Here is a 26,225-nt window from a genome sequence, read left to right as displayed (position 1 = left end):
GTTGGCACCTGCGGGTCGGTCGTGTGCGACGTCGATGCAGCACATCGGAACCGACTTATCTTCGAGCGGTAGCCCGCGCTGCGACCGACCCGCTCCAATGTTCGCCAGGCGCCGCCGGACACCGGCGTGGGCACCGCTGCCGAGGGGTGCCCACACCGGCGCAGGCTTGCTTACACGTTGCTGTGAGGAGCCTGAGAGACGTCGCTTCGCTGCCCGACGAGGGGTTGAACGATTTTAATGAGGTGCACTAAGTATTTGCGATATTTGCCTTTTCTTGCACTTCTCTTTGTCGATAAATTTGCCATTCCCGCGCGGCCGTAGTGCGAATCCCGGCAAACCCCCACGTCGAGCTGGACGGTGTGACGAATGTCACCGCGAGCCGAAAAATTGCCATGAGTAAACGGCTGGGAAGAAGGCCCAGAAGGACGGCGTGATCTCAGCCGCCGATTGTTCGCGCCCGAACCGTAACGCAACCGTTGCCGGATCGATCTCATCGGCGGCCCCAGGTGGGCCCTTCTACAGCCTCCGTCGATCGTATCAAAATCTTTGCTTAGTACCTCTAAGGCAGCGCATATCAGCAGGATATTAACCTATACGTTATTTCAGAACAGTTTGCTGGCCGCGGGCCTGTTGGGCCGGTCATTTGGGTGGGGAGCGAATCTGGGAAATATGTCCCATCTCTGGGAATCGCCTGCTAGATTGACGCGCATGCTCGATCTCACTGGCCCGAAGCAAACCAGCACCACAGCTGCGTGGCCACCAGATCTGTTCACGGTCGACATCCGCGGCTCGTTTGCGGACTCGGCGATGCCTTCTGAGGGCGACCGCGCAAACTACGGAATAGTTGCCGTCATCAGGGACTCGTGGCGGTCCCGCGGGCGGTGCAGCTGCGGTTGGCAGGGGAGGCAACATTTGTTGTCAGCGATCGCGGTTTATGATGCGCATCTACATGCGGCCAGCAACCAATGTCGGCCGGCGGTGCCATTAGTCTTCAGGAGTTGAGACAGGGCGCGACTTTCGCTTTATTCTGTTCCAGTCGCATTCAGTGCTCACTCCTGAGAGAGGTTTACAGACGTGGGTGAAACGCGCACAATTTCCGTCGCTGTAATCGGAATGTCGTGCCGCCTTCCGGGGGGCATTGTGTCCCCTGAACAGCTATGGGAAGCGTTGCTGCGTGGCGACGACTTCGTGACCGAGGTGCCTGCCGAGCGCTGGGATGCCGAGCAGTACTACGACCCGGAGCCAGGTGTGCCCGGTCGATCGGTCTCCAAGTGGGGCGCCTTCCTCGACGACGTGGCGGGCTTCGACGCCGACTTTTTCGGGATCACCTCCCGTGAGGCGACGGCCATCGACCCGCAGCATCGTCTGCTGCTGGAGACCGCTTGGGAGGCGGTGGAGCACGCAGGCCTGAACCCGACGGCGCTGACCGGGTCGAAGGCCGGCGTGTTCATGGGCGTCACGCACAACGACTACGCGTACCTGGCCGCCGACACCCAGACGTTGGAGGGGCCGTACGGGTTCACCGGCACGAGCTTCAGCCTGGCCTCTGGACGGATCGCCTATGCGCTCGGCGTCCACGGACCCGCCTACACGGTGGACACGGCCTGCTCTTCGGGGTTGAGCGCGATCCACATGGCCTGCCGCAGCCTGCAGGACGGCGAAAGCGACCTGGCGTTGGCCGGCGGGGTGTCGGTCCTGCTCGAACCCCGCAAGGCGGCCGGCGGGTCGGCGGCGGGCATGTTGTCACCGACCGGCCACTGCCGCGCGTTCGACGAAGCCGCCGACGGCTTCGTCTCCGCCGAGGGCTGCGTCGTAATCACCCTCAAACGGCTCGAGGACGCGCTCGAGGCGGGTGACCGCGTCATGGCGGTCATCAAGGGCACCGCGGTGAATCAGGACGGCCGCACGGTCAACATCGCCACGCCGTCCTCGGAGGCGCAGACCGCGGTGTACCGGGCCGCGCTGGCGGCCGCCGGCGTTGAGGGGAGCACCGTCGGGCTGGTGGAGGCGCACGGCACCGGAACCCCGGTCGGCGATCCTCTCGAATACGCCAGCGTGGCAGACGTGTACGGCACCGACGGGCCTTGTGCGCTGGCATCGGTCAAGACCAACTTCGGTCATACGCAGTCGGCCGCGGGCGCGCTGGGCGTGATGAAGGCCGTATTGGCCGTGCAGCACGGCATCATCCCGCAGAACTTGCACTTCAACCGTCTGCCTGACGAGTTGACCGAGATCGAGACACATCTTTTCGTACCCCAGTCGACGACGGCGTTTCCGACCAACGGCCAGCAGCCGCGGCGCGCGGCGGTCTCGGCGTACGGGTTGTCGGGGACGAACGCGCACGCGATCGTCGAGCAGCCGCCGGAGCCGGTGGCGCCGCAGAAACCGGATGCCGGCACCGGACCGCTGCTGTTCGCCTTGTCGTCGACGTCGGCGCACGAACTGCGCCGCACGTCAGGCAATCTGGCCGACTGGCTGGCCAAGAGCGGCGACGGCAACGGGCGGGGGCCGGCCGTCGACCTGATCGACCTCGGTTACACGCTGTCCCGTCGGCGTGGTCACCGCTCGGTGCGTACCTCGGTCATCGCCGGCGGTCGCGAGGAACTGATCGCGGCGCTGCGGGAGGTGGCCGACGGCGAGAGCCCCTACGAGGCTGCCGTCGGCCAGGACGACCGCGGACCGGTGTGGGTGTTCTCCGGGCAGGGCTCGCAGTGGGCCGGCATGGGCGCCGAGCTTCTCTCCCGCGAGCCGGTGTTCGCCTCGACCGTCGCCGAACTGGAGGACTTGATCCGCCAAGAGTCGGATTTCTCCGTCACAGAAGCGATGTCGGCACCGGAAACCGTCACCGGCATCAACCGGGTGCAGCCGACTGTTTTCGCGGTCCAGGTGGCCCTGGCCGCGACGATGAAGTCGTACGGCGTCGTCCCCGGCGCGGTGATCGGACACTCCATGGGTGAGGTCGCCGCCGCGGTCGTGGCGGGTGCGCTGACGATGCAGGACGGGGTCAAGGTCATCTGCCGACGGTCGACGCTGATGTCGCGTATCGCCGGCTCCGGCGCGATGGCGTCGGTGGAATTGCCTGCCTCCCAGGTTCTGTCCGAGCTGGCTGCGCGTGGCATCACCGATGTTTCGCTCGCGGTGGTCGCCTCACCGCAGTCGACCGTCATCGGTGGCGCCACACAGTCGGTGCGCGACCTGGTGGCCGGCTGGGAGCAGCGCGACGTGATGGCGCGCGAGGTGGCCGTGGACGTCGCGTCTCACTCGCCGCAGGTCGATCCGATCCTCGACGAGCTCGAAGAGGCGCTTGCCGACCTCAACCCGATGCAGCCCGAGATCCCGTACTACTCCGCGACGCTGTACGACCCGCGCGACGAGCCGGAGTGGGACGCTTACTACTGGGTGGACAACCTGCGCCACACCGTGCGGTTCGCCGCGGCGGTGCAGGCGGCGCTCGAGGACGGCTTCCGGGTATTCGGCGAGCTGTCCCCGCATCCGCTGCTGACCCACGCCGTCGACCAAACCGCGCGCGGCCTCGACGTTCCGCTGACTGTGCTGGCGGCGATGCGCCGCGAACAGCAGTTGCCGTTTGGATTGCGACAGCTGGTCGCCGACGTCCACAATGCCGGTGCCGCAGTCGATTTCTCCGTGCTGTACCCGACCGGGCGACTGGTCGACGCACCGCTGCCGACCTGGACGCATGAGTCGTTGCTGCTCGACCGCGACGGTCAGGACGTGGCCGCGCGCGGGGGCTGCTCGGTTTCTGTGCACCCGCTGTTGGGTTCGCACGTCGTGCTGCCCGAAGAGCCCGAGCGCCACGTATGGCAGGGCGAGGTGGGTACGGAGGCTCAACCGTGGCTCGGCGACCACCAGGTCCACGAGGTGGCGGTGCTACCGGGTGCGGCCTACTGCGAGATGGCGCTGGCCGCCGCGCGCACCGCGCTTGGGGAAACTGCCGAGGTTCGCGACATCGTCTTCGAGCAGATGTTGATGCTCGACGAGTCGACGCCGATCTCGGCGTCCGCATCCGCGCTCGCGTCCGGGATCCTCGACTTCGCGGTGGAAACCTATGAGGCCGGCGAACGTACGCGACGCGCACATGCGGTGCTGCACGCCGAGGTGGCGACGGGTGAATCCGCTACTCACGACATCGACGCACTGCTGACGGCGCACGCCGACGGGGTCGACGGCGCTGATCTGCGGGCAGCCTTCGGCGCGTTGGGAATCCATCACGGGGCCGCCTTCTCCGGTTTGGCCACGGCCTACACCGCCGACGGTGCCGAGCCCACCGTGCTGGCCGCCGTCGCGCTGCCCGGACCGCTGCGGGCACACCAAGGCGCCTACGGGGTGCACCCCGCGCTGCTCGACGCCTGTTTCCAGTCGGTCGTCGCGCATCCGGTCGCCCAGAACGCCGCCTCCGGTGGCATGCTGCTGCCGCTGGGCGTGCGCCGGTTGCGCGCCAACGGCTCGGCCCGAAACGCGCAGTACTGCTACAGCCGGATCGTCAAGGCGGACGCCGAAGGTATCGAAGCGAACCTCGACATCCTCGACGAGCGCGGAGCAATCCTTTTGAGCCTGGAAGGTTTACGGCTCGGCTCGGGCGCCTCGCAGAAGGCTCAGGCGGACCGCGTGCTCAACGAGCGGCTGCTGAGCATCGAGTGGGACCAGCACGAGCCGCCCGAAGCCGACTCCGTCGACGCCGGATCGTGGCTGTTGATCGACACCAACCTCAACGGGGACATCCTCACCGCCGCACTCGGCGATGCACTGAAGACAGCGGGAGCTGAGTGCACCACGATGACCTGGCCATCGCATGGTGACCACCAGACCAACGCAGAGTTGCTGACGTCCTATGTCAGTGAGCAGGTGCTGACCGGCGTGGTAGTGGTCCCCGATCTCGCCGATGGCGGCGGCGTCGCCGAGGCGGCCGTGCGTGGTGGCGAGCATGTCCGCCACCTGGTGCGGATGATCCGCGAACTGCCCGAAGCACCGGGCGAGCCCCCGCGGCTCTACGTCATCACCCGCAATACGCAATCCGTTGTGGCCGACGACGTTCCGAACCTCGAACATGCCGGTCTGCGTGGTTTCGTGCGCGCGATCGGGATGGAGCATCCGCGGCTGCGCGCCAGCCAGATCGACGTCGACGAGACAACTGGCGCCGAGCAGTTGGCTCGCCAGTTGCTGGCCGGCTCCGACGAGGACGAGACGGCATGGCGCGACGGGCGCTGGTACACCGCACGGTTGTGCCCGGCGCCGCTGCGCGCCGACGAGCGGTATACCGCCACCGGGGACAACGAACACGACGGCATGCGGCTGCAGGTCCGCACGCCGGGCGACCTGGAGTCGCTGGAAATGGTTTCGTTCGAACGTGTTGCGCCGGGTCCGGGCCAGATCGAGGTCGCGGTCAGCGCATCCAGCATCAACTTCGTCGACGTGCTTGTCGCGTTCGGGCGGTGCCCGAGCTTCGACGGCCGGCTGCCGGAATTGGGTTCGGAATTCGGCGGTGTGGTCACCGCCGTGGGCCCGGGCGTGACGACTCACCGTGTGGGAGACCGCGTCGGTGGGGTGTCGGCCAACGGCTGCTGGGGCAACTACGTGATCTGTGAGGCCAACCTCGCGACGCCGTTGCCCGCCGGGCTGGAAGAGCACCAGGCGGCCGCGGTGGGCCTCGCATACGGCACCGTGTGGCTCGGTCTGCAGGAACTGGCCAGGATCTCCTCGACCGACAAGGTGTTGATCCATTCCGCGACCGGTGGTGTCGGCCAAGCGGCGATCGCGGTCGCACGCGCAGCCGGCGCGGAGATCTACGCCACGGCAGGCAGCGAGGCGCGACGACAGCTGCTGCGCGACTGGGGCATCGAGCATGTCTACGACTCGCGCAGCACCGAATTCGCCGACCAGATACGTCGCGACACCGACGGTTACGGCGTGGACATCGTGTTGAACTCGGTGACCGGTGCCGCGCAGCGCGCGGGATTGGAGCTGCTCGCCTTCGGCGGGCGGTTCCTCGAGATCGGCAAGCGCGACATCTACGGCGATACGCGGGTGGGTCTGTTCCCGTTCCGCCGCAACCTGTCGTTCTACGCCATCGACCTCGCGTTGATGACCGTGACCCATCCGGACAAGGTTCGCGGCTTGCTGGAGAAGGTCTACCAGCTGACCGCCGACGGTTCACTGCCGCTGCCGGACATCACGCGCTATCCGCTCGCCGACGCCGCGAGTGCGATCCGCAAGATCGGTGGCGCCCAGCACACCGGGAAGTTGGTGCTCGACGTCGCACGCACCGGAACCACCGAGGTGATGGTGCCGCCGGAAGAGGCTCCGACCTTCCGTTCCGACGGTGCGTATATCGTCACCGGCGGCCTCGGTGGTCTGGGCCTGTTCCTCGCCGAGAAGATGGCTGAAAAGGGTTGCGGACGCATCGTTCTCACCTCGCGTAGCCAGCCGAGCACCAAAGCGCAGGAGATCGTCGACCTCATCCGGTCCACGGGCGCCGACATCGTCGTCGAGTGTGGCGACATCGCCGCGGAGGGAACGGCCGACCGGTTGGTGGCCGCGGCGACGGCGACCGGGCTGCCGGTGCGGGGCGTGCTGCACGCGGCCGCGGTCGTCGAGGATGCCACCCTCCCGAACATCACCGACGATCTCGTCGAACGCGACTGGGCGCCAAAGGCATACGGCGCGTGGAACCTGCATCGCGCTACGGAGGGTCAGCCGCTGGACTGGTTCTGCTCGTTCTCGTCGGCAGCCGCGCTGGTGGGGTCGCCGGGTCAGGGGGCCTACGCCGCCGCCAACAGCTGGCTGGATGCGTTCACGCGTTGGCGCCGGGCACAGGGTCTGCCTGCCAGCGCCATCGCATGGGGTGCCTGGGGCGAGATCGGTCGTGGTACCGCGATGGCCGAAAACGATGCGGCGATCCTTCCCGACGAGGGCGCCTACGCTTTCGAGTCCCTGTTGCGGTATGACCGGGTGTACACCGGTTACGCCCCGATCCTCGGGACGCCCTGGCTGACTGCCTTCGCGCAGCGCAGCCCGTTCGCGTCGGCGTTCAAGTCGGCAGGTCAAAGCTCCAGCGAGGGAAGGAAACTCCGGGCAGAGCTGGCCGCGCTTCCACGCGACGAGTGGCCAACTCATCTGAGGCGGCTGATCTCAGAGCAGGTTGGCCTGATCCTGCGGCGCGCGATCGATCCGGACCGCCCGCTGTCCGAATACGGGCTCGACTCGCTGGGCAACCTCGAGCTGCGCACTCGGCTCGAGGCGGAAACGGGAATCCGCATCACGGCAATGGGGGTCAACACGGTTCGCGCACTGGCCGATAGTCTTTGCGAAACACTCGCGGCGGACGACACGGTCGCGGCGTCGACATGACGACGGCACCGAAGTAGGAGGCGGAAGAATTGTTCGCGCTAGAAGCAATCCACGAGTGGGTGGACGCTCCGGGCCAACTCATCACCTGGGATCCGTCACCGGCCACGCTTGCGAAGGTCAGCGAGGCACCCGTCGCCGATGTGCCGGCCAGTTATCAGCAGGCCCAACATCTTCGGAGCTACCGTGCGCACGCCGCCCGCGGCACCGAGATGGCGCGGCTGACGATCCCGGCCTGGAACATCGCCGGACGCTGTGATGTCCGGGCGATGACGCACGTGCTCAACGCCTACCTTCGGCGCCACGACACGTACCGCAGCTGGTTTGAGTTCACCGACGATGACCGCATTGTGCGGCGCACGCTGCGCAACCCGAAGGACATCAAGTTCGTCGCGTCCGAGCGCGGCCAGAAGTCGTCGGCGCAATGGCGCGAACACATCCTGGCCACGCCGTCCCCGTTGAACTGGGATTGCTTCCGGTTCGGCGTCATTCAGCGCGATGACCACTTCACGTTCTGGATGAGCGTGGATCATCTGCATGTCGATGCCATGTTCATGGGCTTGGCGTTCGTGGAGATCCACATGATGTACAACGCGCTGGTCGGCGGCGGAGCACCGATTCCGCTGCCGGAAGCCGGCAGCTATGAGGATTACTGCATCCGGCAGCGAGAGTTCACCTCCTCGCTGACCTTGGACTCGCCGCAGGTGAACGAGTGGATCAAGTTCGCAAGGGGCAACAACGGAACCCTTCCGCAGTTTCCGCTTCCGCTCGGTGATCCGGCGGTGGCCTGTGAAGGCGATCTGCTGACGGTTTCGTTGATGGACGAAAAGCAGTCGGACCGCTTTGAATCGGCGTGCATCAAGGCCGGTGCCCGGTTCATCGGCGGAGTGTTCGCCGCAGCCGCGATGGCCGAACATCAGCTCACCGGTGCCGACACCTACTACGTCATCACGCCGACCAGCACGCGAAGCACACAAGCCGAGGTGATGACGACGGGTTGGTTCACCGGTACGGTGCCCATCACCGTGCCCGTCACACCGACGTCATTCACCGAAACCGCAAGGGCCGCGCAGGCGTCCTTCGATTCGGGTCTGGTCCTGGCGCATGTGCCGTTTGACCGGGTGCTCGAACTGGCGGCGGGCGAGCGCGGCTTGACGCAGCCGAAGCCGGGCGTGCCGATGATCTCCTACCTCGACGCCACCATTGCGCCGCTGTCTCCTGCCGTGGTCGCCGAGTGGAACGGCTTGAACGGCAAGATCTACAGCGAAATGGGCGCGGCCCATCAGGTCGGCATGTGGATCAACCGGTTCGGCAACGGCACTTCGGTGACGCTGGCCTTCCCCAACAATCCGATCGCGCGCGAGTCGGTCACCCGCTACGTCGACGCGATGAAGGCAGTCTTCTTACGCGTCGCCGATGGTCGCGGTGAACTGGCGGCGGCATCCGACCTTGTTGGTGTCATCCAGAAGTCCTTCTGAACCGCGCAGTTCGACGAATGTCTTCGATGACTGCGGCGGCACAAACACGGCTGGACAACCAGCTCACGTTCACCGATCAGCTGTTGTTCCTCGGGCAGCGGGCCACCGGCCAGGAACTGGTCATGCAGTGCGTATGGGTCTACGAGCACCCGGTGGACTATGACGGGCTGCGACGGTTTCACGACAACGTCGGTTACGGTCTGTACGGTCGGGCGATCGAACGCTCGCCGCTGCCGTTCGGCAGGCACCGGTGGGTTTCCGCGCCGGGTCCCAAATCACGCCTCGACATCGTCGAAACACCTCGCCCCCGAGAAGAACTCAGCGACTGGATCGACGAACGCGCACAATTGCCGATCGATCCGGAAACCGGACCCAGCTGGCATCTCGGGGTGCTACCGATGACCGACGGGTCGACCGCGGTCTCCCTGGTGGGCTCGCACTGCCTGGCCGACGGCCTGGGCGGGCTGCTCACGATCGTCGACGGGATCGTCGGTAACCGCCGCGACTTCGGCTACCCGCCGCCACGGTCGCGCCCGCCGCTACGGGCAGCGGCCACCGACCTCAAAGAGACGGTGCGTGGCCTACCCGAGGTGGCGCGCACCCTGGTGCGGGTGGGCAAGCAGGCTGTGCGCCGACGCCACGAGATCACCAAGTCGACCGGATCTCGGACCGCGGCGGCCGCAGGCAGCATGACCGAAAATGTTGTCGTGCCGGCGATCTCGATCTACATCGACCTCGACGAATGGGATGCGCGGGCCGAGGCCCTCAACGGGTCGAGCCACTCGTTGGTCGCCGCGTTCGCCGCGAAGCTGGCCGAACGACTCGAACGCCGTCGCGCCGACGGCGCCGTCACCCTGCACATCCCGATCAGCGACCGGATCGCCGACGATACGCGGGCCAACGCCGCGTCGATCGCCACCGCCGTCATCGATCCAACCTCGGTGACCACCGACTTGAGCGCTGCCCGACGCGAGATCAAACACGCGCTGACGATGTTGCGCGAGGAGCCAGATGAGAACCTCGAGCTGCTACCGCTGACCCCGTTCATCCCTAAGCGCGCGGTCAAGCGCGGCTCAGACGTGGTGTTCAACTTCGCCGATATGCCCGTATCCTGTTCCATCCTCGGCGATGTCGACTCCGTTGTGGCGCGCGCCGACGGAACCGAAGCCGAGTACGTCATGTTGCGTGGCGTGGACCGGCAGGTGTCGCGCGGATACCTCGAGCACCGTGGCGGGCTGCTGACGGTGCTCGCCGGACGAATAGGTGGCAAGGTGTCGATCACCGTCGTCGGATATCAGGCCGGTGCAGAGAACTCCAAGTCCCGCTTGCGCGAGCTGGCCGCCAAGGTGCTGGCCGAGTTCGAGCTCGCCGGTGTAATCGAGTAGCAGGAAGGCATGGCTATCCAAGCTCGTCCAGCGTTACGGCGGTTGAGCCGCCGAACAGGGAAACCCACGACGGCACAAGACAATCAGCTCACATTCATGGATCAGGCCGGCTTCCAGCTGTTGCGTGCAACCGGGCGCGGCCAACTCATGCAGGTGCTGTGGATCTATGAACATCCCGTCGACATGGACGGACTGCGGCGGTTCCACCGCAACTTCGGCTACGGCTGCTACGGTCGGTTGATCGAACGCTCACCGCTGCCGTTCGGTCGGCACCGCTGGGTGTCTGCGTTGGGGCCGGCCACCGATCTCGTCATCGCCGAACCGCGGCCCCGCTCAGAGGTCAGCGACTGGTTCGACGAACGAGCACAGATACCGGTCGATCCCGAGCACGGACCCGGTTGGCACATGGGTGTGCTGCCGATGACCGACGGGTCCACCGCGGTCAGCTTGGTGGGCTCGCATTACCTCGCTGACGGTGTGGGCGGCCTGCAGTCGGTCACCGAGGCGGTCTCCGAAACCAGGCGGGACTTCGGTCACCCACATGCTCAGTCGGGCAGCCGCTTTCGCGGTGGGCTGGCAGAACTTCGGGGAACCTTCAAGCACCTACCCGAGGCGGTCCGCACCGTCGGCGTGGCCGCGAAGCTAGGGCTTCAGAGCCGAAACGAGGTAGTGGCCCCGACCACGTCCGCTGCGCCGGCGACCCGCCGAACCGGCGCTGATACCCGCGTTGTGGTGCCGGCGGTCTCGGTTCTGGTCGACCTGACGCAGTGGGATGCCCGTGCCGCTTCGCTCAACGGAACGAGCCATTCCCTGGTGGCCGGTTTCGCGGCGAAACTGGGTGAACACATGGGGCGCAAACGCGCTGACGGCGCCGTGACGCTGGTGATGGCACTCAACGCGCGTAACCTCCCGGACGACACCCGCGCGAACGCGATGATCTTCGGCTCTGCCGATATCGACCCGACCACGGTGATTACGGATCTGACCGATGCGCGCAGCGCCGTGCGGCAGGCACTGCAGAAGGCACGCGAAGAGCCCGACCCAGTGATGCAGCTCCTACCGCTGGTGCCGTACGTGCCGCGCTCCGCGCTCAAGCGGGTGGTTCAGCAGTTCTTGGGATCCGGTGCCGACCTTCCGGTTTCGTGTTCGAACATGGGCGACTTTCCCCCGGCGGCGGCCTGTCCCGACGGCACCCAGGCCGAGTACATGTTGTGTCGCGGGGTGGACCAGAACGTGTATCGCGCTGACCTCGAACGCGCCGGTGGCCAGCTGGTGCTGGTGGTCGGACGTATCAGCGGCAGGATTTCCATCGACATCGTCGGCTACCAGGCCGGCGCAGAGAACTCCAAGCAGTGGCTGCGCGAGTTGGCTGCCCGCACGCTGGCCGATTTCGGGCTGACCGGCGAGATCTTCTAGTTCTTGACCAGGCAATACAGCCGGTAGGACAGGTCGCCCCTCTCGACCTGCTCGTACAGCGGCGAGCCCTTGGTGACAGCGACATCGCGGCCGAACCTGCGCAGCGGCCTCGGCGCATGCCGATTGACCAGCTCCTGGTAGCGAGGTGAGTTCAGCTCCAGCCCCCGCAGGACCTGGGCGTTGATCTCCTCTTGCGACACCACCTGCAGTGCGGAATCGTCAAGGGCCGCTTCCCATTCCTCGATACCGTTTCGGCCACGAAGATCGGCATACAAGAAATGTCCGCCGGGGCTGAGCACCCGCGTCACCTCGGAGAGGAAGCGGCGGAAGTCCGGATACAGGTGAGCGGCTTCGACATTGACCACCGCGTCGAAGTTCTGGTCGGGAAACGGCAGGTTCTCCGCGTCGCCCTGGACAAATGTCAGGTTGGGAATGTTGTGTCGCCGTTGGCAAAACGCGATACCCGACGGGTTGAGGTCCAGCCCCGTGTAGGAGGCGGGGCTGAACGTCCGCATGATGTAGGAGGCGGCGCCGCCGTGGCCGCAACTGACCTCCAACACCCGTTTACCCTTCAGGTCGACCTGAATGGCCACGCGGTGATAAAGCTGAATGCAGACGCGATCTGGCTCATCGGCGGCCGAGAGCGGCAGATCCATCGGCGGGTCCTCCTCATAACCCCAGTTGAGGAACAGCACCTCGTCGTCGCCCAGCCTGCGCGTCATCAGGCTGTAGCCATACTTACCAACGAGTTTCCCGAGGTGGCGGTGCGAAAAGCCCACGACTTTGGACACCATGGGCCGATAGATCTCCTCAATCACACGGGCAAGTATTCATGCTGTGCTATCTGCTGTCAGCAACATGGGAAAACCCGTGAAAGTGCGGTGGCAGGAAGGATGGAAAGACAGATCGCTTCGGCTGTGCGCACGTCGAATCGGCCATTGATAGCCTCAATGTTCGGAAAACACGTAAGACCCGGTAGAAAGAGGTGACGTGGCCGAATCCGATTCGCGATCCGGACCTCGGGCAAATGACAACACGCTTGCCTACATGGACCAGGCCTCGCACCTGTGGGTCCGAGCCAGCGGTCATGTCCACGGCATCCAGTGCACATGGGTCTATCAGCGCGACATCGACCACGACGGGTTGGCCAGGGTGCACGACAACCTGGCGCATGGGTTGCTGGGCCGCCGTATCGAACGCTCTCCACTGCCCTTCGGCCGGCATCGCTGGGTCTCGTGTCATGACCTGCCGGGAATCGACGTCGACCCACCGGTCAGCACCCGCGCGGCTGTGACCGACTGGTTCGACGAGCGCGCCCGAATCCCCATCGATCCGGAGTTCGGCCCCTGCTGGCACCTCGGTGTCCTTCCCATCGAGGGTTACGGAACCGCCGTGACTTTGGTGGCGTCCCACACCGTCGTCGACGGCGTCGGCACCTGCATTGCGCTCACCGACGCGATCAACGGGGTGCGGCGCAATCTGGGGCTTCCGCCTCCCGGCGCGCGTCTGAAACGCCAAGCACTGGCCGAAGATGCGCGGGTCACCTTTCGGGGACTGCCCGAGATCGGGCGTGCCCTGCGCGCGACCGTGACGGTGGCCCGCCAGAACCCGCCCACCCGAGGAGGGTCGGGCGGACAGTCGTCGGTGCCCAAGGCGCACCGCAAAGACAACCGGCCCGCGGTGGTGCCGGGGGCCACCGTCTACATCGATGGGGCTCACTGGGATTCCCGCGCGGAAAGTCTCGGAGGCACAAGCAACGCGCTGATGGCCGGGTTCGCGGCGAAGCTGGCCGAGAAGTACGGGCGGTTGGACAGCGACGGGATGGTCAGGTTGTCCTATCCGGTCAACGACCGCACCGAAAACGATGTGCGCGGTAATGCGTTGAAGGGCATCGACTTCACGGTGGATCCTCGGCCGGTGACGTCGGACCTTCGCAAGATCCGCAACGATTTCCGGGAGACCATCAACGCCGGCCTCGGGAAATTCAAGGAGCAAGAGCGGGCCTTTCCGCTGACCCCGTTCATACCCACGCTGGTGCTGAGAAAGCTTCCGCTGGCGGCCATGAACGCGGATCTGACCGTCGGGTGTTCGAACTTCGGCGAGATGGACCCGGCGGTCGCCTACGTCGACGGCAGCGAGGCGGATTACTACGGGATGCGGATGGTCGAACAGAACCTGACGGTCAACAGCCCGGAGGTCGCGTCGGGTGAGCTTTATGTGGCCTCAGGCAGGGTCTCCGGGAAGCTCTTCCTCAGTTTCCGCGCGTATCACCCGAATTGGGACAACTCAAGGCAGGCCCTGCTCGCGAAGATCTCCGAGACGCTCGCCGACTTCGAGTTGACGGCGTTCATCGAGTAGCGCGGCCGTCGCGGGCGGCCGCCTCGAGCAGGTCCGCCGCGGTGGCGACGCTCACCGCGGGCTTGGTGAGCTCGGTGGCGACGTCACGCGCCTGCGCGACGTACTCCGGTGCGAGCACGGTCCGCAAAGCGGATCTCAGTGACGCGGTGGTCATCTTCGAGAACCGCTGGTAGGTACCAACTTTCAAGCGTTCGACTTGTTTAGCCCAGACGGGCTGGTCGGCGCCCACCCACAGCACCAGGGTCGGCACGCCGGCACGGATGCTTGCGGCGGTGGTGCCCGCACCACCGTGGTGCACGATGACCCGGCAGAGCGGAAACACGTCCGCGTGGTTGACGGCACGGACGATCTTGACGTGTTCTGCGGGCTGGTGGCCGTCGAGGTCCCAGGAACCCGAACAGATCAGCGCCCGCTCACCCAGGTCGGCGCACACTTCGGTGATCGTGGCGAGCGCGGCGGTGGGGGATTGCACCGGCATGCTGCCGAACCCGAAGTAGATCGGCGGTGTGCCGGCGGCGATCCAGGAGAAGACGTCGTCGTCGGTTTCGGTGCCCAGCTCCATCGTCATCGCGCCGACGAACGGCCGCTGACCGCCCCACTCTTCGGCCAGACCCGGGAAGAACAGTTCGTCGTAGGCCTGGATTTCCAGCGCCCCGCCCTCCACGATGCGACGGACCGCGCGCGCTCGCGCCTTGGGCAGGCCGAGTTCGCGTCGTTGCGCGTCCTCCGCGTTCTTCAACGCGCGCCAGTGCACCCACTCGGCCGCCGCCCACCCCGACCGGACGACCTTCGACGGCAGCGGGACGGGTAGCACTTGACCGTTGGCGCGTGCGGGGAAGTAGTGCAGCGCCGCCAACGGCACGTCGTAGTACTCGGCGACGTTGGCCGCGACCTCCTGGTAGGTCGTGCCGGTCAGGATCAAGTCGGCGCCTTCGGCCAGCGACACCAGGGTCTGGTTCATCTCGGCCCAACCCTGCGTGATGTATTCGCGCAGTTCGCGCAGCGCGGTGACCGGGTTCTGGATCTTCCAGTACTTGCGGAAGATGTCGGCGTCCATCTGTTTCTGGGAGTCCACCCCGTACGGCGCCGCCGCCGGCAGACCAGCCGATTCGACGAAACCGACGAGGTTGGGCGGGACCGCCAGGCGGACGTCGTGCCCGCGGCGCAGAAGCTCCCGGCTGACGGCCGCGCACGGCTCGATATCGCCGCGGGTGCCATGTACGCCCACAGCAAATTTCACGGACGGCTCCAAATGATGTTCATCGAGGTCAAAAGCTTTCGCTGGAAGATATGGCAAACATGAAAGCGGCGTCGCGCGGTCGATCGGCCGGTGACGGCGGCTCGGTCAAGGAAAGCTCGTGGGCGGGCACGCCCCGATTACAACACAGTTACCTAACACGCACGACGGCCAAGGCGGGTAACGCCAATGCGTACACCGGATTCCGGCGTTCATGCGGTCGGGGCCGAGCAAACTCGGTGATTCCTCATAACCGGCGGTACCGGTGTACCGTATTTGGGGTGTTGAGGCGCGCCATGTCCACCGGTGCGTTCGAGGGCGCGGGCTTTCCAGCGCTGGGTCGTCTGGTGGTTCGTCACCCGATCTTAATGATCGTTGCGTGGCTTCTACTTGCCCTCACACTCTTTTTGACCCTGCCTCCGCTGACAGAGGTGGCAGAACGCAAGCCGCCGGGACTCCTTCCGGATGACTCCTCGGTGCTGATCTCCAGCCGCGAGATGAGCGAGGCCTTCAACGAAGGTGGCGATAGCGGCTCCGGCAGCTCCGGCAACGTCGGCGTCATCATCTTGACCAACGACAACGGGCTCAAACCTGAAGACGAAACGGTTTACCGCACCTTGGTGGAGCGGCTGAACGCCGCGCCGGAGAGCGTGTCTTCGACGCAGGACTTCGTCACCATCCCCGAACTGCGGGAGGTGATGACGAGCGAGAGCGGCAAAGCCTGGCAGCTGCCCATCAGCATGGAAGGCACGATGGGCACCGGCCCGGGGCAGCGCGCCTACAAGAACGTCGTAGAGATCGTCGAGGAAACCACCGCGGACAGCGGCCTGAAGGCGAACGTCATCGGCCCGGCGGCGACGGTGGCCGACCTCAACAGGGTCGGTGTGCGCGATCAGCACGTCATCGAAATCGCCACCCTGCTGATCGTCTTCACGATCTTGATCGTGGTCTACCGCAACATCGTCGCGATGCTGTTGCCGCTGCTGATGATCGGCGTCGCGCTGGTGGTGTCCCAGCAGACGGTGGCCGGCCTCGGCGATGCAGACCTATTGGGTCTGGGCCCGCAGACGTTCATGTTCATGACGGCCATGATCATGGGCGCGGGCGTCGACTACGCGGTGTTCTACTTCACCCGCTATCACGAGTGCCTACGGCAAGGGCTCAACTCCGATGACGCGGTGATCGCCGCGATGGAATCCATCGGGAAGGTGATCGCAGGCTCGGCGGCCACGACAGCGCTGGCGTTCTACGGGTTGAGCTTCACCAAGCTCGGCGTGTTCTCCACGGTCGGCGCAGCCCTGTCGATCACGGTCGGAATCGGTTTCCTGGCCGCGATGACGCTGCTGCCCGCCATGGTGGTGCTGGCCGGGCGGCGCGGTTTGGTCAATCCGCGTAAAGACCTGACCGGGCGGCTGTGGCGGCGCTCGGGTGTGCACATCGTGCGCCGACCCGTCGCACACCTGGCCGTCAGCCTGGTCATTTTGATCGGGCTGGCCAGTGCGGTCGCGTTCATCGAGTACAACTACGACGAGCGCAAGAACCTGCCTGCCGACGCCCAGAGCAACCTGGCCTACGACGCCATGGACGAGCACTTCGACGTCAGCGGCACCGTTCAGCAGTTCATCCTCATCCAGTCCCCGCGCGACCTGCGTAGCCCCAAGGCGCTCGCCGATATGGAGGAAATGGCCGACCGCGTCGCCGACCTGCCCGACATCGCCGTCGTGCGGGGCATCACCCGGCCCACCGGGGAAGTGCTCGAGCAGGCCAAGGCCACCTACCAGGCCGGCGAGGTCGGCACGAAGCTCGGCGACGCCTCGGAACTCATCTCCGACAACGACGCCAACCTCGACCTGCTCAGTGGAGGCGCCGACAAGCTCGCCGACACCCTCGATCAGCTCCGCGATGCCGTGCTCAACGGGCTGATCACCGTGCGGCCGCTGACCAACGCACTCATCGATATGCAGGCGAAGTACGGCGGCGAAACGACGCTGGAAGAAATCGACAAGACCGCGACGCTGGTGGCGAACATGAACTCGCTCGGCGATGCGATGGGCGACAGCCTCATGGAGATCTCCGAGATGTACAGCTGGGCGGCGCCGATCGTCAACGCCCTCAACACCAGCCCGGTGTGCAACGTCGATCCCGCATGCGTCGAGTCGCGGACATATCTGCAGCGCGTCACCACCTTCCAGAACGACGGCACGGCGGAGAAGGTGGCCAACCTCGGTCGCGTGCTCAAGGAGACAGAGGCAACCCAGACGCTCGACGAGACCGTGCGGGATCTGGGCACCACCATGCAGACCGCGGTCAACGCGGCTCGTGCGGCGGGCCTGGACGAGCCGAACTCGATTCGCGAGCAACTCAAGCAGGCCGAACAAGGCGCGAACCTGCTGGCCGATTCCAGTCGACAGCTCGCCGAGGGCGTACAACTGCTCGTCGACCAGACCAGAAACCTGGGCGGCGGACTCGACCAGGCGTCGGCGTTTCTGATGGCGATGAAGCAGGGCGCTGCCGACCCGCCGATGTCGGGCTTCTACATCCCGCCGGAGATCCTCACGCAGGAGGAGTTCAAGAAGGCAGCCGACGTCTTCATCTCCCCGGACGGCCACACGGCGCGGTACCTGGTGCAGACGGCGCTCAACCCGTTCGGCACCGAATCGATGGACCAGGTGAAGTCCATCATCGAGACCGCCGAAAGCGCGCGGCCCAACACGATGCTCGAGGACGCCGAGATCTCAATGGTGGGCTTCTCCGCGGTGCAGAACGATATGCGCAACTACTACAACGGCGATTTACGGTTCATCATCCTGTTCACCCTGATCATCGTCTTCGTCGTCTTGGTGATGCTGTTGCGGTCCATCGTCGCGCCGATCTACCTGGTGGGGTCGGTCATCCTGTCGTATCTGTCGGCGCTTGGCATCGGGGTGGTCTTCTTCCAGTTCATCCTCGGTCAGCAACTCGCCTGGAGCGTCGCGGGTTTGGCGTTCCTGGTGCTGGTCGCCGTCGGCGCCGACTACAACCTGTTGCTGATCTCCCGGATCCGCGACGAGGCACGACACGGAATCCGATCCGGTGTCATCAAGACCGTCGGCGCCACCGGCGGCGTCATCACGTCGGCCGGCCTCATCTTCGCCGCGTCGATGTTCGGCCTGACGTTCAGCAGCATCGCCGGTGTGGCCCAGATCGGTTTCGTCATCGGCATCGGCCTGCTGCTGGATACCTTCATCGTGCGCACGATCACCGTGCCGGCGATAGCTGTCCTGTTGAAGGACAAGAACTGGTGGCCGGGCAAGTTGACCTTCTCCAGGAAGAAGTCCGCCGATCCGCCCGCCGAGGACTATGACGATTTCCCAACGGACGAACTGCCTTTGCTGACAACCGCGCCGACGGCCCGGATCGGCAGCGCGGTCAAGGCGCGCCGGGACCCGATTGCGCGTCCCCGCAGATCGCCGCGCTCACCGGCGCGGCCGTCGCCGTCGGGTGTGACCTACTGAGGTTGCCGACGCCGTCAGGGCTGGCCGCGCCGCACCTGCTCCAGCGGCGGCAGCTTCCAGTGCTTTCCCTGCTCGTCGTCGAATTGCCTTGGCCGGTAACGAAGTAACCCGCCCCCGGGGTAGGGCGTGTATTCCCCGAACCAGACGGCACCCTCGACCGCGTAGAGGTCGATCCGGATGAAATCCCAGCTTGATCCGAGGACGCTGGCGATGTGCAGCATCGTGTCCAGTTCGGGCGGCCGCGGTTCATCGGCGACCGGGCGGATCCGCCAGCGTACGGGCAGCCGGTTCCAGTCGGCGTCGAGGAAGGTGGCGGTCTGGTGGCCGAATCGGCCGCTGTTGACCTGGATGAGTGCCACCCGGCCGTCGAACACGAAGAACTTGTAGTCGGCCGGCGGGCTGCCGTCCGGAGTGGGGATGCGCTCTTCGAGCAGCAGCATGGGGCGTGCCTCGCCGTAGCCCCACTCACCCAACTCCAGTGGGGTCCGCTTCCACCAGTCGCGGGTCTGCTCCAGCAGACCGGCGATATCGGTCTCGGGATCCGGCCCGAACAACGCGTATCCGCTGCTGTGATTGGGCTTGAGCACCCACGGCGGAAGGTCCGAAAGATCCGGGGCATCCTGCACATCGGTGCCGTACCAGTAAGTTTGGGGAATCCGCATATCGGCGCCCAGGTACGCCGCGCGCGCCATTTCCTTCATGCGCAGTTTGTCGCAGGCGGCGACGATCCGGTCCCGCCGGTCATAGAGGATGCGCCAGTTGACCTTCTCGTTGAAGGTGCGCGGCTGATCGAAATTGCCCAGCCGGTGAATCATCGTGATGTGAAATGCCTGGCGCAGCAGCGGTAATGGGATCTTGCTGATCATCCGCCGGTGTGCCGCAATCATGAACGCAGGAGGCTGCCTGTTCATCAACAGTGGCATCGAAATCCCCTGGGTGCTACGGCTGCTGGGTCAGGTAACCGCCGCGCCGGAAGAACTCGGCCGCGCGATGCTCAACGCCATCGGCAGAACGGACGCGGGCGATCACCAACCCGCGGTTGCCGCCGCGATACGCGGCCGGCCCGCACACCACCGCGCCCCCGCCTTCCTGCACGATCACCCGGCCCGGCGTTCCGCCGTAACGGATCTGCGAGACCTTCGCCTCCAGCACCTCGACCCGCTCGCCCCGGTAGTAGGCATAGGCCGGGGGATAGGGTGCCGACAGTGCCCGCACCAGCCGCTCGAGATCCTCGGCGGGCCAACTCCAATCGAGCAAACTGTCGCGCTCGGAACGCTTGTGGAAGTAGGTGCGCTTGGCCTTGTCCTGCGGTCGCCACTGCGGATTGCCGGACTCCAACGCGGCCAGCGCTTCCTTCAGCGCGCCGGGAATCAGGTCGATGCCGCGTTCCACCAACTCGGTGCCCGTATCGTTCGGCCCGATCGGCAACGAGTGCTGCACCAAGATGTCACCGGTGTCGAGGTGTTCGTCCATGCGGTGAATCGTCAGGCCGATCTGCGATTCACCGCTGATCAACGACCAGATCACCGGGGAGAAGCCGGTGCCCTTCGGTAGCAGTGAATCGTGCAGGTTCAGGGTGCCGTGTGGGGGCAGTTCATACAGTTCTGGTGGCATCCACGTGTACCAGCTGTTGACGACGATGACGTCGGGCTCCGCCCGCTTGACCAGATCGATCGTGTCGTTGTCGACTCGCTCGGTGAGGTGCACCGGGATGCCCTGGCTGTGCGCAAGCTCCTCGACGGAATCGGAGAAGATCCCTTTGTAGGAGTCATCGCTGGCAGGGTGGGTGACCGCCAGCACGACGTCGTGGTTCAAGTCGATCAGCGCTTGCAGGGTTTTGACTCCCCACGTCTGGAAGCCGAACGAGACGATGCGCACTAGGAACCTCACTGATCTTCGCTGGCGGTGAGGGCGGCCCCCCATCGGACCAGGTTAACTTACCTTAGGCTAAGCTAACGCGCACGTGGGACCTGCGATATCGCCTTCACGCCGTCCTATGGCGGGTTGTCGCAAGTGCTTGCTCCGGTACCTGCGCTTCTCGCAAACATCGCCGCCGTAGCGGCAGTCATGCGGAAGCCGGCCCGTTTAGTCAAACGTCTTTTCCTTCACTGCCGAGTCAGATACAAATCGCATCTTTCGGTCGGCACCGAATCCAACCTGCGCAACCCGCGGTCGTGCCATCGCAGGTACCAGTGATTGCTGTAACCGTTCTCGACGACCCAGGTGCTGAACCCGGCCGCACGCGCCCGGTCAAAGACGCGGCCAAATGCCGCCATGTCATCGTCGGGGTTCGCCTCGATGATGAGATCCATGTCGGCGGGGTAGGCATCGAGGTTGTCGAGGATATCGTTCAGAATGACCGGCTCAGCCCCTTCGACATCCATCTTGATCAGCCGCACCCGTGAGAGCTCATCGTCGGTGAGGATGTCACCCAAACGCTGAGCGGTGACGGTGCCGACGTGCTTACCCTGTCGTGACGCGAGTGTCGTTGTGGCACCGACATTTTGAGGTCCAAAGTCGAAGAGATCGACCGACCCGGGGCGGTCCGAAACCGCCACATTGACTGGGCGCACATGACGCGAGAGGTCGGGATTGTGCGCGAGGTTGCGTTGTAACCGCGCGAAAATATCCGGGGACGCCTCCACCGCTACCACCGCTCCGTCCGTGCCCACCTGCGAAGCGGCCAGCAGGGAGTCGTAGCCGACATTCGCCCCGATGTCGACAAACACCGAACCAGATCGCACATTGCGCTCGATCAACTGCGAAATGGCTGGCTCCCACACCCCGAACAACAAGATCGTCCGTTGGACGGAATCAGCGGGATCACATGTCATCGTCGCTCCGAAATAGGTGACACAGTCCTGCTCGGAGGCCCACCGCCGCAGCGCCATCGAATACCAGTCCAGCAACCCTCCGCCTAGGGGGCCCAAGCGGGTGGCGGCTCGGACGATGCGCGGGTGCTGACGACGGAAATCGACCATCGATCCCACCATAGGCAAGTCCAGCGCGGTTGACGACCTTCGGCGCCTTGCCTCAGGCACGCAAAACTGCAGAAATACGTGCCGCCGCGTCGCGCCAGTCGCCGAGACAGGCCGCGGTCCAGGCGCGCACCTCGCCGTGGTCGATGGTGGGGGCGGCATCGCGGGCCTGAGCAAGGGTTGCCGCCAGGCCGTCGGGGCCGTCCTGGATGGGAAACACGCGCTGTCCGCCCGCGAGCTCGGCGAGGTGGTGCACCGAAGGTCCCACGACCGGACAACCCATGGTCAGCGCGAGCGGTGCGGTGCCGGAGGTGAAGAACGCCCGGTGGGCCGTCACGGCGACGTCGGCCGCCCCGAAGTACAGCGGGACGTCATCGTGGGGAATCTTTCGCGCGTGCACCAGGATTCGCGGGTCGCCTTCGGCCAGTGCGAGTTCAGCATCGACATCGCCCTCGCGTAAGCCCGCGATCACGAGCCGGTCACGTTCACCTGCGATCGTTTGGAACGCGGAGATGATCGAGCCGACACCTTTGTAGGGGCGGATGCGGCCGAAAGCGAGGCAGACGAACCCGTCATCGGGCAGCCCAAGGCGCGCCCTGGCCGCGGCGCGTGGCGCGGGCGGCGGATAGGTGTCCATGAAATGGGGGTGGGGCATGACCGTGCTCGGGCCGGTGTAGCCGAACGTTTCGGCCAGATCGGTTCGCGCGCTGGCGAAATGCACGAACACGTGGTCGACAAGCGCGAGCATGTCGCGACGGGCACGGTGGCCCAAGTCGGGGTGCGGATCGTCGTGAGGGACCAGGTTATGGGCGGTCCAGGCGATACGGACGCCGCGGCGCTTGAGCGCGCGCAACTGCATGCGCACCGTCGCGGAGTGCAGCTTGTAGAGCCAACGATGCTTGTGGGTGTGCGCCTCGCCGGGCCAGTGCAGGTGCAGCCAATCTCCGGCGCGCAACCGCGCAGCACAAACGGCAAGCGTGAACGAGGCGCTGGCATCGATGCCTTCGTCGCGCAGCGCGGCAAGCAGTCTGGGCAGGTACGGGTTCGCAAACCACCGCGGCCAACCGACGACGCGGACAGCGCTGGCTTGACGTGTCAGATCACGGGTACCGCTCGTCTTCACTTTCACATTTCCCCCTGGTGTCCCGCAGCGCGAAAAGCCCGTCAGCTAGCCGTCGGTCAGCCAACGCACAAAGCCGTGCTTGCGCAGTAGGTACCGCAGGGATTTGATCTGTTGCCACTTGCGCTTTCTGCCCCGCACATCGATGTAGTGGTGAACGACTTCGATGCTGGGATCGAACTGCCGTTTGACGCCACGCTTTTCCAGTCGGATCGCTAGGTCTTGCGCGCCGTGATTGCGCAGCAACGGGTCATAGCCGCCGATGGCCTTGAACACGTCGGAGAAGATGAGCATGTTGCCCTCGTGAAGCCAGTACGCCGGAGCAGGTTTCGGCGGTTCGAGCACGTTGGGCCAGTATTTCGTCCCCGGCGCGGCCAATCGCTGCACCACGTGGGACAGCCGCGGCTTTTCCCTCACCCGGTCGAGCAGTGGGGGTACCGCCGAGAGGTGGCCCTTGAGGGAGAAGACCGGACCGTAGTTGTACGGCTCCTGGGTGCCGTCTTTGCGGCTCACCAAACCACCGATCGCTCCGACCCCCTGCTCGGCGTAGCGGGCGGCGACTTCCCTGGCGACCGAAGCGGTTTCCGGTGTCTCCAAATCCATATCGGCGTCGATGAAATGGATGAGTTCGCCGTCGCCGACGTGGTCGATGATCTGGTTGCGGTTTGCGGTGCAGCCCTGGTTCTGGGGGCTTCTCACCAACGTCACCTCACCGCCGAATCCGTTGACCACCTCGACGCTGTCGTCCGTGGAGCCGTCGTCGAGCACGACAACCCGGTCATAACCTTGAGCCAAGGCCTGCGGCAGCAACATCCGAAGATGATGTCCCATGTTGTAGTTGGGAATTGCCGCAACTACAGGTAGCTGTCTAGGCATCGTGGTTGCCAGTCCTCGCTTTCGATCTCGTCGCACACACTCTGCAAGGCATTAGATCGCCGATTCCGCCGCGATCCGGTAGTTACGTATGGCCAGCGGCACGAACACCGCCGAAAGGCCGGCAACCCATGCCAATGTGAGCATCAGCGGTTCGAACAAGGGCCCGCCCTCGCTGAGCGCGCGCATCGTCTCGATCGCGGGCGACATCGGTTGGAACTGGATCAGCGGGTGCAGCCAAGACGGAAACACCTCGACGGGAGCAATTCCTGAGCTGCCGAATACCATGCCGATGGACGCGGTGCCCACCCACGTCATCATCGCGTTGCCGTCGGGTCCCACCCGCAGCCCCAGGGTGATCACCACCGTCGCGACGACGAGGACCACGAGCACCGGCACGAACAGGTACGGGATGATCGCCAGCGGGCCGCTTTCGAATCGAAGGCCCATCGCCACGCCGATCGCCGTGACCAACGCGGCGGCGATGAGGGTTCGCGCGCCTTCGGCGACCAGCCGGCCGATCAGCGCGCTGGCCCGGCCGATCGGAAAGGTCCACATGCGGCTGAGAAGCCCGATGGCGCGCTCAGCGGGAATCGCGAACCCCAACCCGAGCGCGCCCAACAACCCACCGGCCAAGGCGCACATCGGCACCAACCCGTTCAGGTTGTTCGTGCCGGTGAGCCGGGTCATCGACTCAGATACCAGCGTGTGGTAGACGATCAGCAAAAGTGTTGGGAAAGCCAGACTTTGGAGCGGTACCAGTGGCTCGCTGCGCCACCGTCTGATGTACCAGCCCGCGAACAACAAGCTCTCGGTGAAAAGTCCGGAGCGCGACGACACGTCCGCGGTCATTGTGGACGCCTTTGCATCCGCAGTGCGATCGCCCCGAACACCACGAAAAGGCCTATGCACCACGCCAGGCTGGCGATCAGGTTGCTGCCCACGACGTGACCGCTGGTGAAGCCGCGCAGCGTATCGGTGACGACCGAGATGGGCTGGTGGCGCACGAACGGCTCCAGCCAGTCGGGGAACGCCTCGACCGGCGCCATCCCAGTAGACAACAGCACCAAAAGCAGTTGGGGGACCAGCAGCAAGTGGCTGGCGGCGTTCATCTTCCAGCCCAGCGATCCGGTGGCGTCCGCAACCAGCGAGAGCGCCAGCGTAAGCAACAAGGCGACGACGACGAAGGCCACTCCGTTCAGAAATCCACCGGTCATCCGGAAGCCGAACAGATAGGCGAACGCGATGGCGGCGACGAGTGCCAGTGTCCCCCGGATGAGGCAGTAGAGCATGCGGGCAATCAACGGAACCGCGGCGGTGATCGGAAGTGTGCGCAGCCGAGTACCGAAACCGGGCCGCAAGTCCTTGGCGGCCCGTTCGGCGGTCGTCATCGCGCCGAGAAGCATCGTCTGGACCACCACCGCGGGCAGCACATACTGGGGATAGCTCATGCCCCCCGTGTCGATCACGTTCTGCAGCACCACCACAAAACCGAGGAACGTGCCCACCGGTGCCAGGATCGCGAACAGCAGATCGCGGTCACGCAGCGTGCTCAGCACGACGCGCTCGGTCAGAGCGGTCAGCGCGGTCATACGCTGACAGTCCCAGGGGTGAGGTGCAAAAACACCTCGTCGAGCGACGGCTTGCGCAACGTGATGTCGTGCAGTTCGATGCCGAGTTGATCGACCCTGCGGAGTACCTCGATCAGGGTCGCGACCCCGTCGTGGGCCGGCACCGAGACCGTGTTCGACTCGTACGAGGCTTCTGCACCCTCGATGTCGGCCAGCGCCCCTTCGATGCGGGACAGGTCGGCCGGGTGAACCGGCGTCACCTCGCAATAGCTCAGGCCCACACGGCGTTTGAGGTCCTCGGCGGTACCGGTGGCGATGATCTGCCCGCCGTCGAGGATGACGATCGAGTCGCTGAGGACGTCGGCTTCTTCGAGGTACTGCGTGGTGAGGAGGACCGTGATCTGTTGGGCGCAAAGCTCGGAAACCAGTGCCCAGACGTCGCGACGGCTGCGGGGGTCCAGTCCCGTTGTGGGCTCGTCGAGAAACAGGACCTTGGGCGGGTCCACCAGTGCGGCGGCGATGTCGATGCGACGACGCATGCCGCCCGAGTACGTCGTGACGCGCCGATCGGCGGCGTGCTGCATCTGGAACTGTTCGAGGAGTTCGTCGGCGCGCATCCGTGCCTCGCGGCGGCGCATACCCCGCAGCCGTGCGAACAGCACCAGGTTCTCGCGGCCCGTCAGGGATCCGTCGAGCGCGACCTCCTGCCCCGTCAACCCGATGCTGGCGCGGACTTTTCCGGGCTGGCGGACGACGTCGTAGCCGGCCACGACCGCTTGTCCGGAAGTGGGCCGCAGCAGGGTGGACAGGATCTTGACGATCGTGGTCTTACCGGCGCCGTTGTGACCGAGCAACGCGCAAACCGTGCCGGTCGGAACGGAGAAGCTGACGTCGTTCAGCGCGGTCACCGTGTCGCCGAATGTCTTTGAAACGTTGTGCAGCTCTACGGCCAT

The 26,225-nt window shown here is 65.3% G+C and carries 16 protein-coding genes; 6 read left to right on the top strand and 10 right to left on the bottom strand.

The features are described 5' to 3' along the window. Nucleotides 1-1,074 precede the first annotated feature (1,074 nt). From pks2 to ABQE93_RS11340, 4 genes are all read left to right on the top strand, one after another. Nucleotides 1,075-7,365, top strand: a complete 6,291-nt coding sequence (pks2, locus tag ABQE93_RS11355) for a sulfolipid-1 biosynthesis phthioceranic/hydroxyphthioceranic acid synthase (protein WP_448407889.1) — start codon at nt 1,075-1,077, stop codon at nt 7,363-7,365. 29 nt (nt 7,366-7,394) lie between these two features. Then, nucleotides 7,395-8,840, top strand: coding sequence for a condensation domain-containing protein (locus ABQE93_RS11350; protein ID WP_448407890.1), 1,446 nt, complete (start codon nt 7,395-7,397; stop codon nt 8,838-8,840). 17 nt (nt 8,841-8,857) lie between these two features. Next, nucleotides 8,858-10,225 (top strand): WS/DGAT/MGAT family O-acyltransferase, encoded by a 1,368-nt coding sequence (locus ABQE93_RS11345; protein WP_448407892.1) that lies wholly within the window; start codon nt 8,858-8,860, stop codon nt 10,223-10,225. Nucleotides 10,226-10,321: 96 nt separating this feature from the next. After that, on the top strand, nt 10,322-11,641 hold the full coding sequence (locus ABQE93_RS11340) for a condensation domain-containing protein (protein WP_448407893.1): 1,320 nt from the start codon (nt 10,322-10,324) through the stop codon (nt 11,639-11,641). Here the strand turns inward: ABQE93_RS11340 and ABQE93_RS11335 are convergent. Next, the gene (locus ABQE93_RS11335) at nt 11,638-12,435 is read right to left on the bottom strand and encodes a phthiotriol/phenolphthiotriol dimycocerosates methyltransferase (RefSeq protein ID WP_448408062.1); all 798 of its coding nucleotides are present in this window, start codon (nt 12,433-12,435) and stop codon (nt 11,638-11,640) included. The two genes, ABQE93_RS11340 and ABQE93_RS11335, sit on opposite strands and share 4 nt — an antisense overlap. Nucleotides 12,436-12,688: 253 nt before the next feature. Between ABQE93_RS11335 and ABQE93_RS11330 the strand changes: the two genes are divergently transcribed. Next, a complete protein-coding gene (locus ABQE93_RS11330) occupies nt 12,689-13,999 on the top strand; it encodes a hypothetical protein (protein WP_448407894.1) in 1,311 nt (436 codons plus the stop codon). Here ABQE93_RS11330 and ABQE93_RS11325 read toward each other — a convergent pair. After that, nucleotides 13,989-15,239, bottom strand: a complete 1,251-nt coding sequence (locus ABQE93_RS11325) for a glycosyltransferase (RefSeq protein ID WP_448407896.1) — start codon at nt 15,237-15,239, stop codon at nt 13,989-13,991. The two genes, ABQE93_RS11330 and ABQE93_RS11325, sit on opposite strands and share 11 nt — an antisense overlap. 293 nt (nt 15,240-15,532) lie before the next feature. Between ABQE93_RS11325 and ABQE93_RS11320 the strand changes: the two genes are divergently transcribed. After that, nucleotides 15,533-18,730, top strand: a complete 3,198-nt coding sequence (locus tag ABQE93_RS11320) for an MMPL/RND family transporter (RefSeq protein ID WP_448408063.1) — start codon at nt 15,533-15,535, stop codon at nt 18,728-18,730. 14 nt (nt 18,731-18,744) lie between these two features. Here ABQE93_RS11320 and ABQE93_RS11315 read toward each other — a convergent pair whose 3' ends face one another. The 8 genes from ABQE93_RS11315 to ABQE93_RS11280 form a co-directional block, all read right to left on the bottom strand. After that, nucleotides 18,745-19,617 (bottom strand): ATP-grasp fold amidoligase family protein, encoded by an 873-nt coding sequence (locus tag ABQE93_RS11315; RefSeq protein WP_448407897.1) that lies wholly within the window; start codon nt 19,615-19,617, stop codon nt 18,745-18,747. Nucleotides 19,618-19,669: 52 nt separating this feature from the next. Next, on the bottom strand, nt 19,670-20,608 hold the full coding sequence (locus ABQE93_RS11310) for a methionyl-tRNA formyltransferase (RefSeq protein ID WP_448408064.1): 939 nt from the start codon (nt 20,606-20,608) through the stop codon (nt 19,670-19,672). Nucleotides 20,609-20,835: 227 nt separating this feature from the next. Beyond that, the gene (locus ABQE93_RS11305; RefSeq protein WP_448438061.1) at nt 20,836-21,621 is read right to left on the bottom strand and encodes an FkbM family methyltransferase; all 786 of its coding nucleotides are present in this window, start codon (nt 21,619-21,621) and stop codon (nt 20,836-20,838) included. Between the two features lie 142 nt (nt 21,622-21,763). Further along, nucleotides 21,764-22,837, bottom strand: a complete 1,074-nt coding sequence (locus tag ABQE93_RS11300; protein ID WP_448407900.1) for a glycosyltransferase — start codon at nt 22,835-22,837, stop codon at nt 21,764-21,766. A 39-nt stretch (nt 22,838-22,876) separates the two neighbouring features. Then, nucleotides 22,877-23,704 (bottom strand): glycosyltransferase family 2 protein, encoded by an 828-nt coding sequence (locus tag ABQE93_RS11295; RefSeq protein WP_448407901.1) that lies wholly within the window; start codon nt 23,702-23,704, stop codon nt 22,877-22,879. Nucleotides 23,705-23,755: 51 nt separating this feature from the next. Next, a complete protein-coding gene (locus ABQE93_RS11290) occupies nt 23,756-24,553 on the bottom strand; it encodes an ABC transporter permease (protein ID WP_448407902.1) in 798 nt (265 codons plus the stop codon). Next, on the bottom strand, nt 24,550-25,293 hold the full coding sequence (locus ABQE93_RS11285; protein WP_448407903.1) for an ABC transporter permease: 744 nt from the start codon (nt 25,291-25,293) through the stop codon (nt 24,550-24,552). The genes ABQE93_RS11290 and ABQE93_RS11285 overlap by 4 nt, the downstream gene beginning before the upstream one ends. Next, on the bottom strand, nt 25,290-26,225 hold the full coding sequence (locus ABQE93_RS11280; RefSeq protein WP_448407905.1) for an efflux ABC transporter ATPase subunit, DrrA-related: 936 nt from the start codon (nt 26,223-26,225) through the stop codon (nt 25,290-25,292). The genes ABQE93_RS11285 and ABQE93_RS11280 overlap by 4 nt, the downstream gene beginning before the upstream one ends.

It is taken from the genome of Mycolicibacterium sp. XJ662, assembly GCF_053484035.1.
The sequence above is the reverse complement of the archived record's forward strand: the minus strand, read 5'-3'. Positions and strand labels throughout refer to the sequence as shown.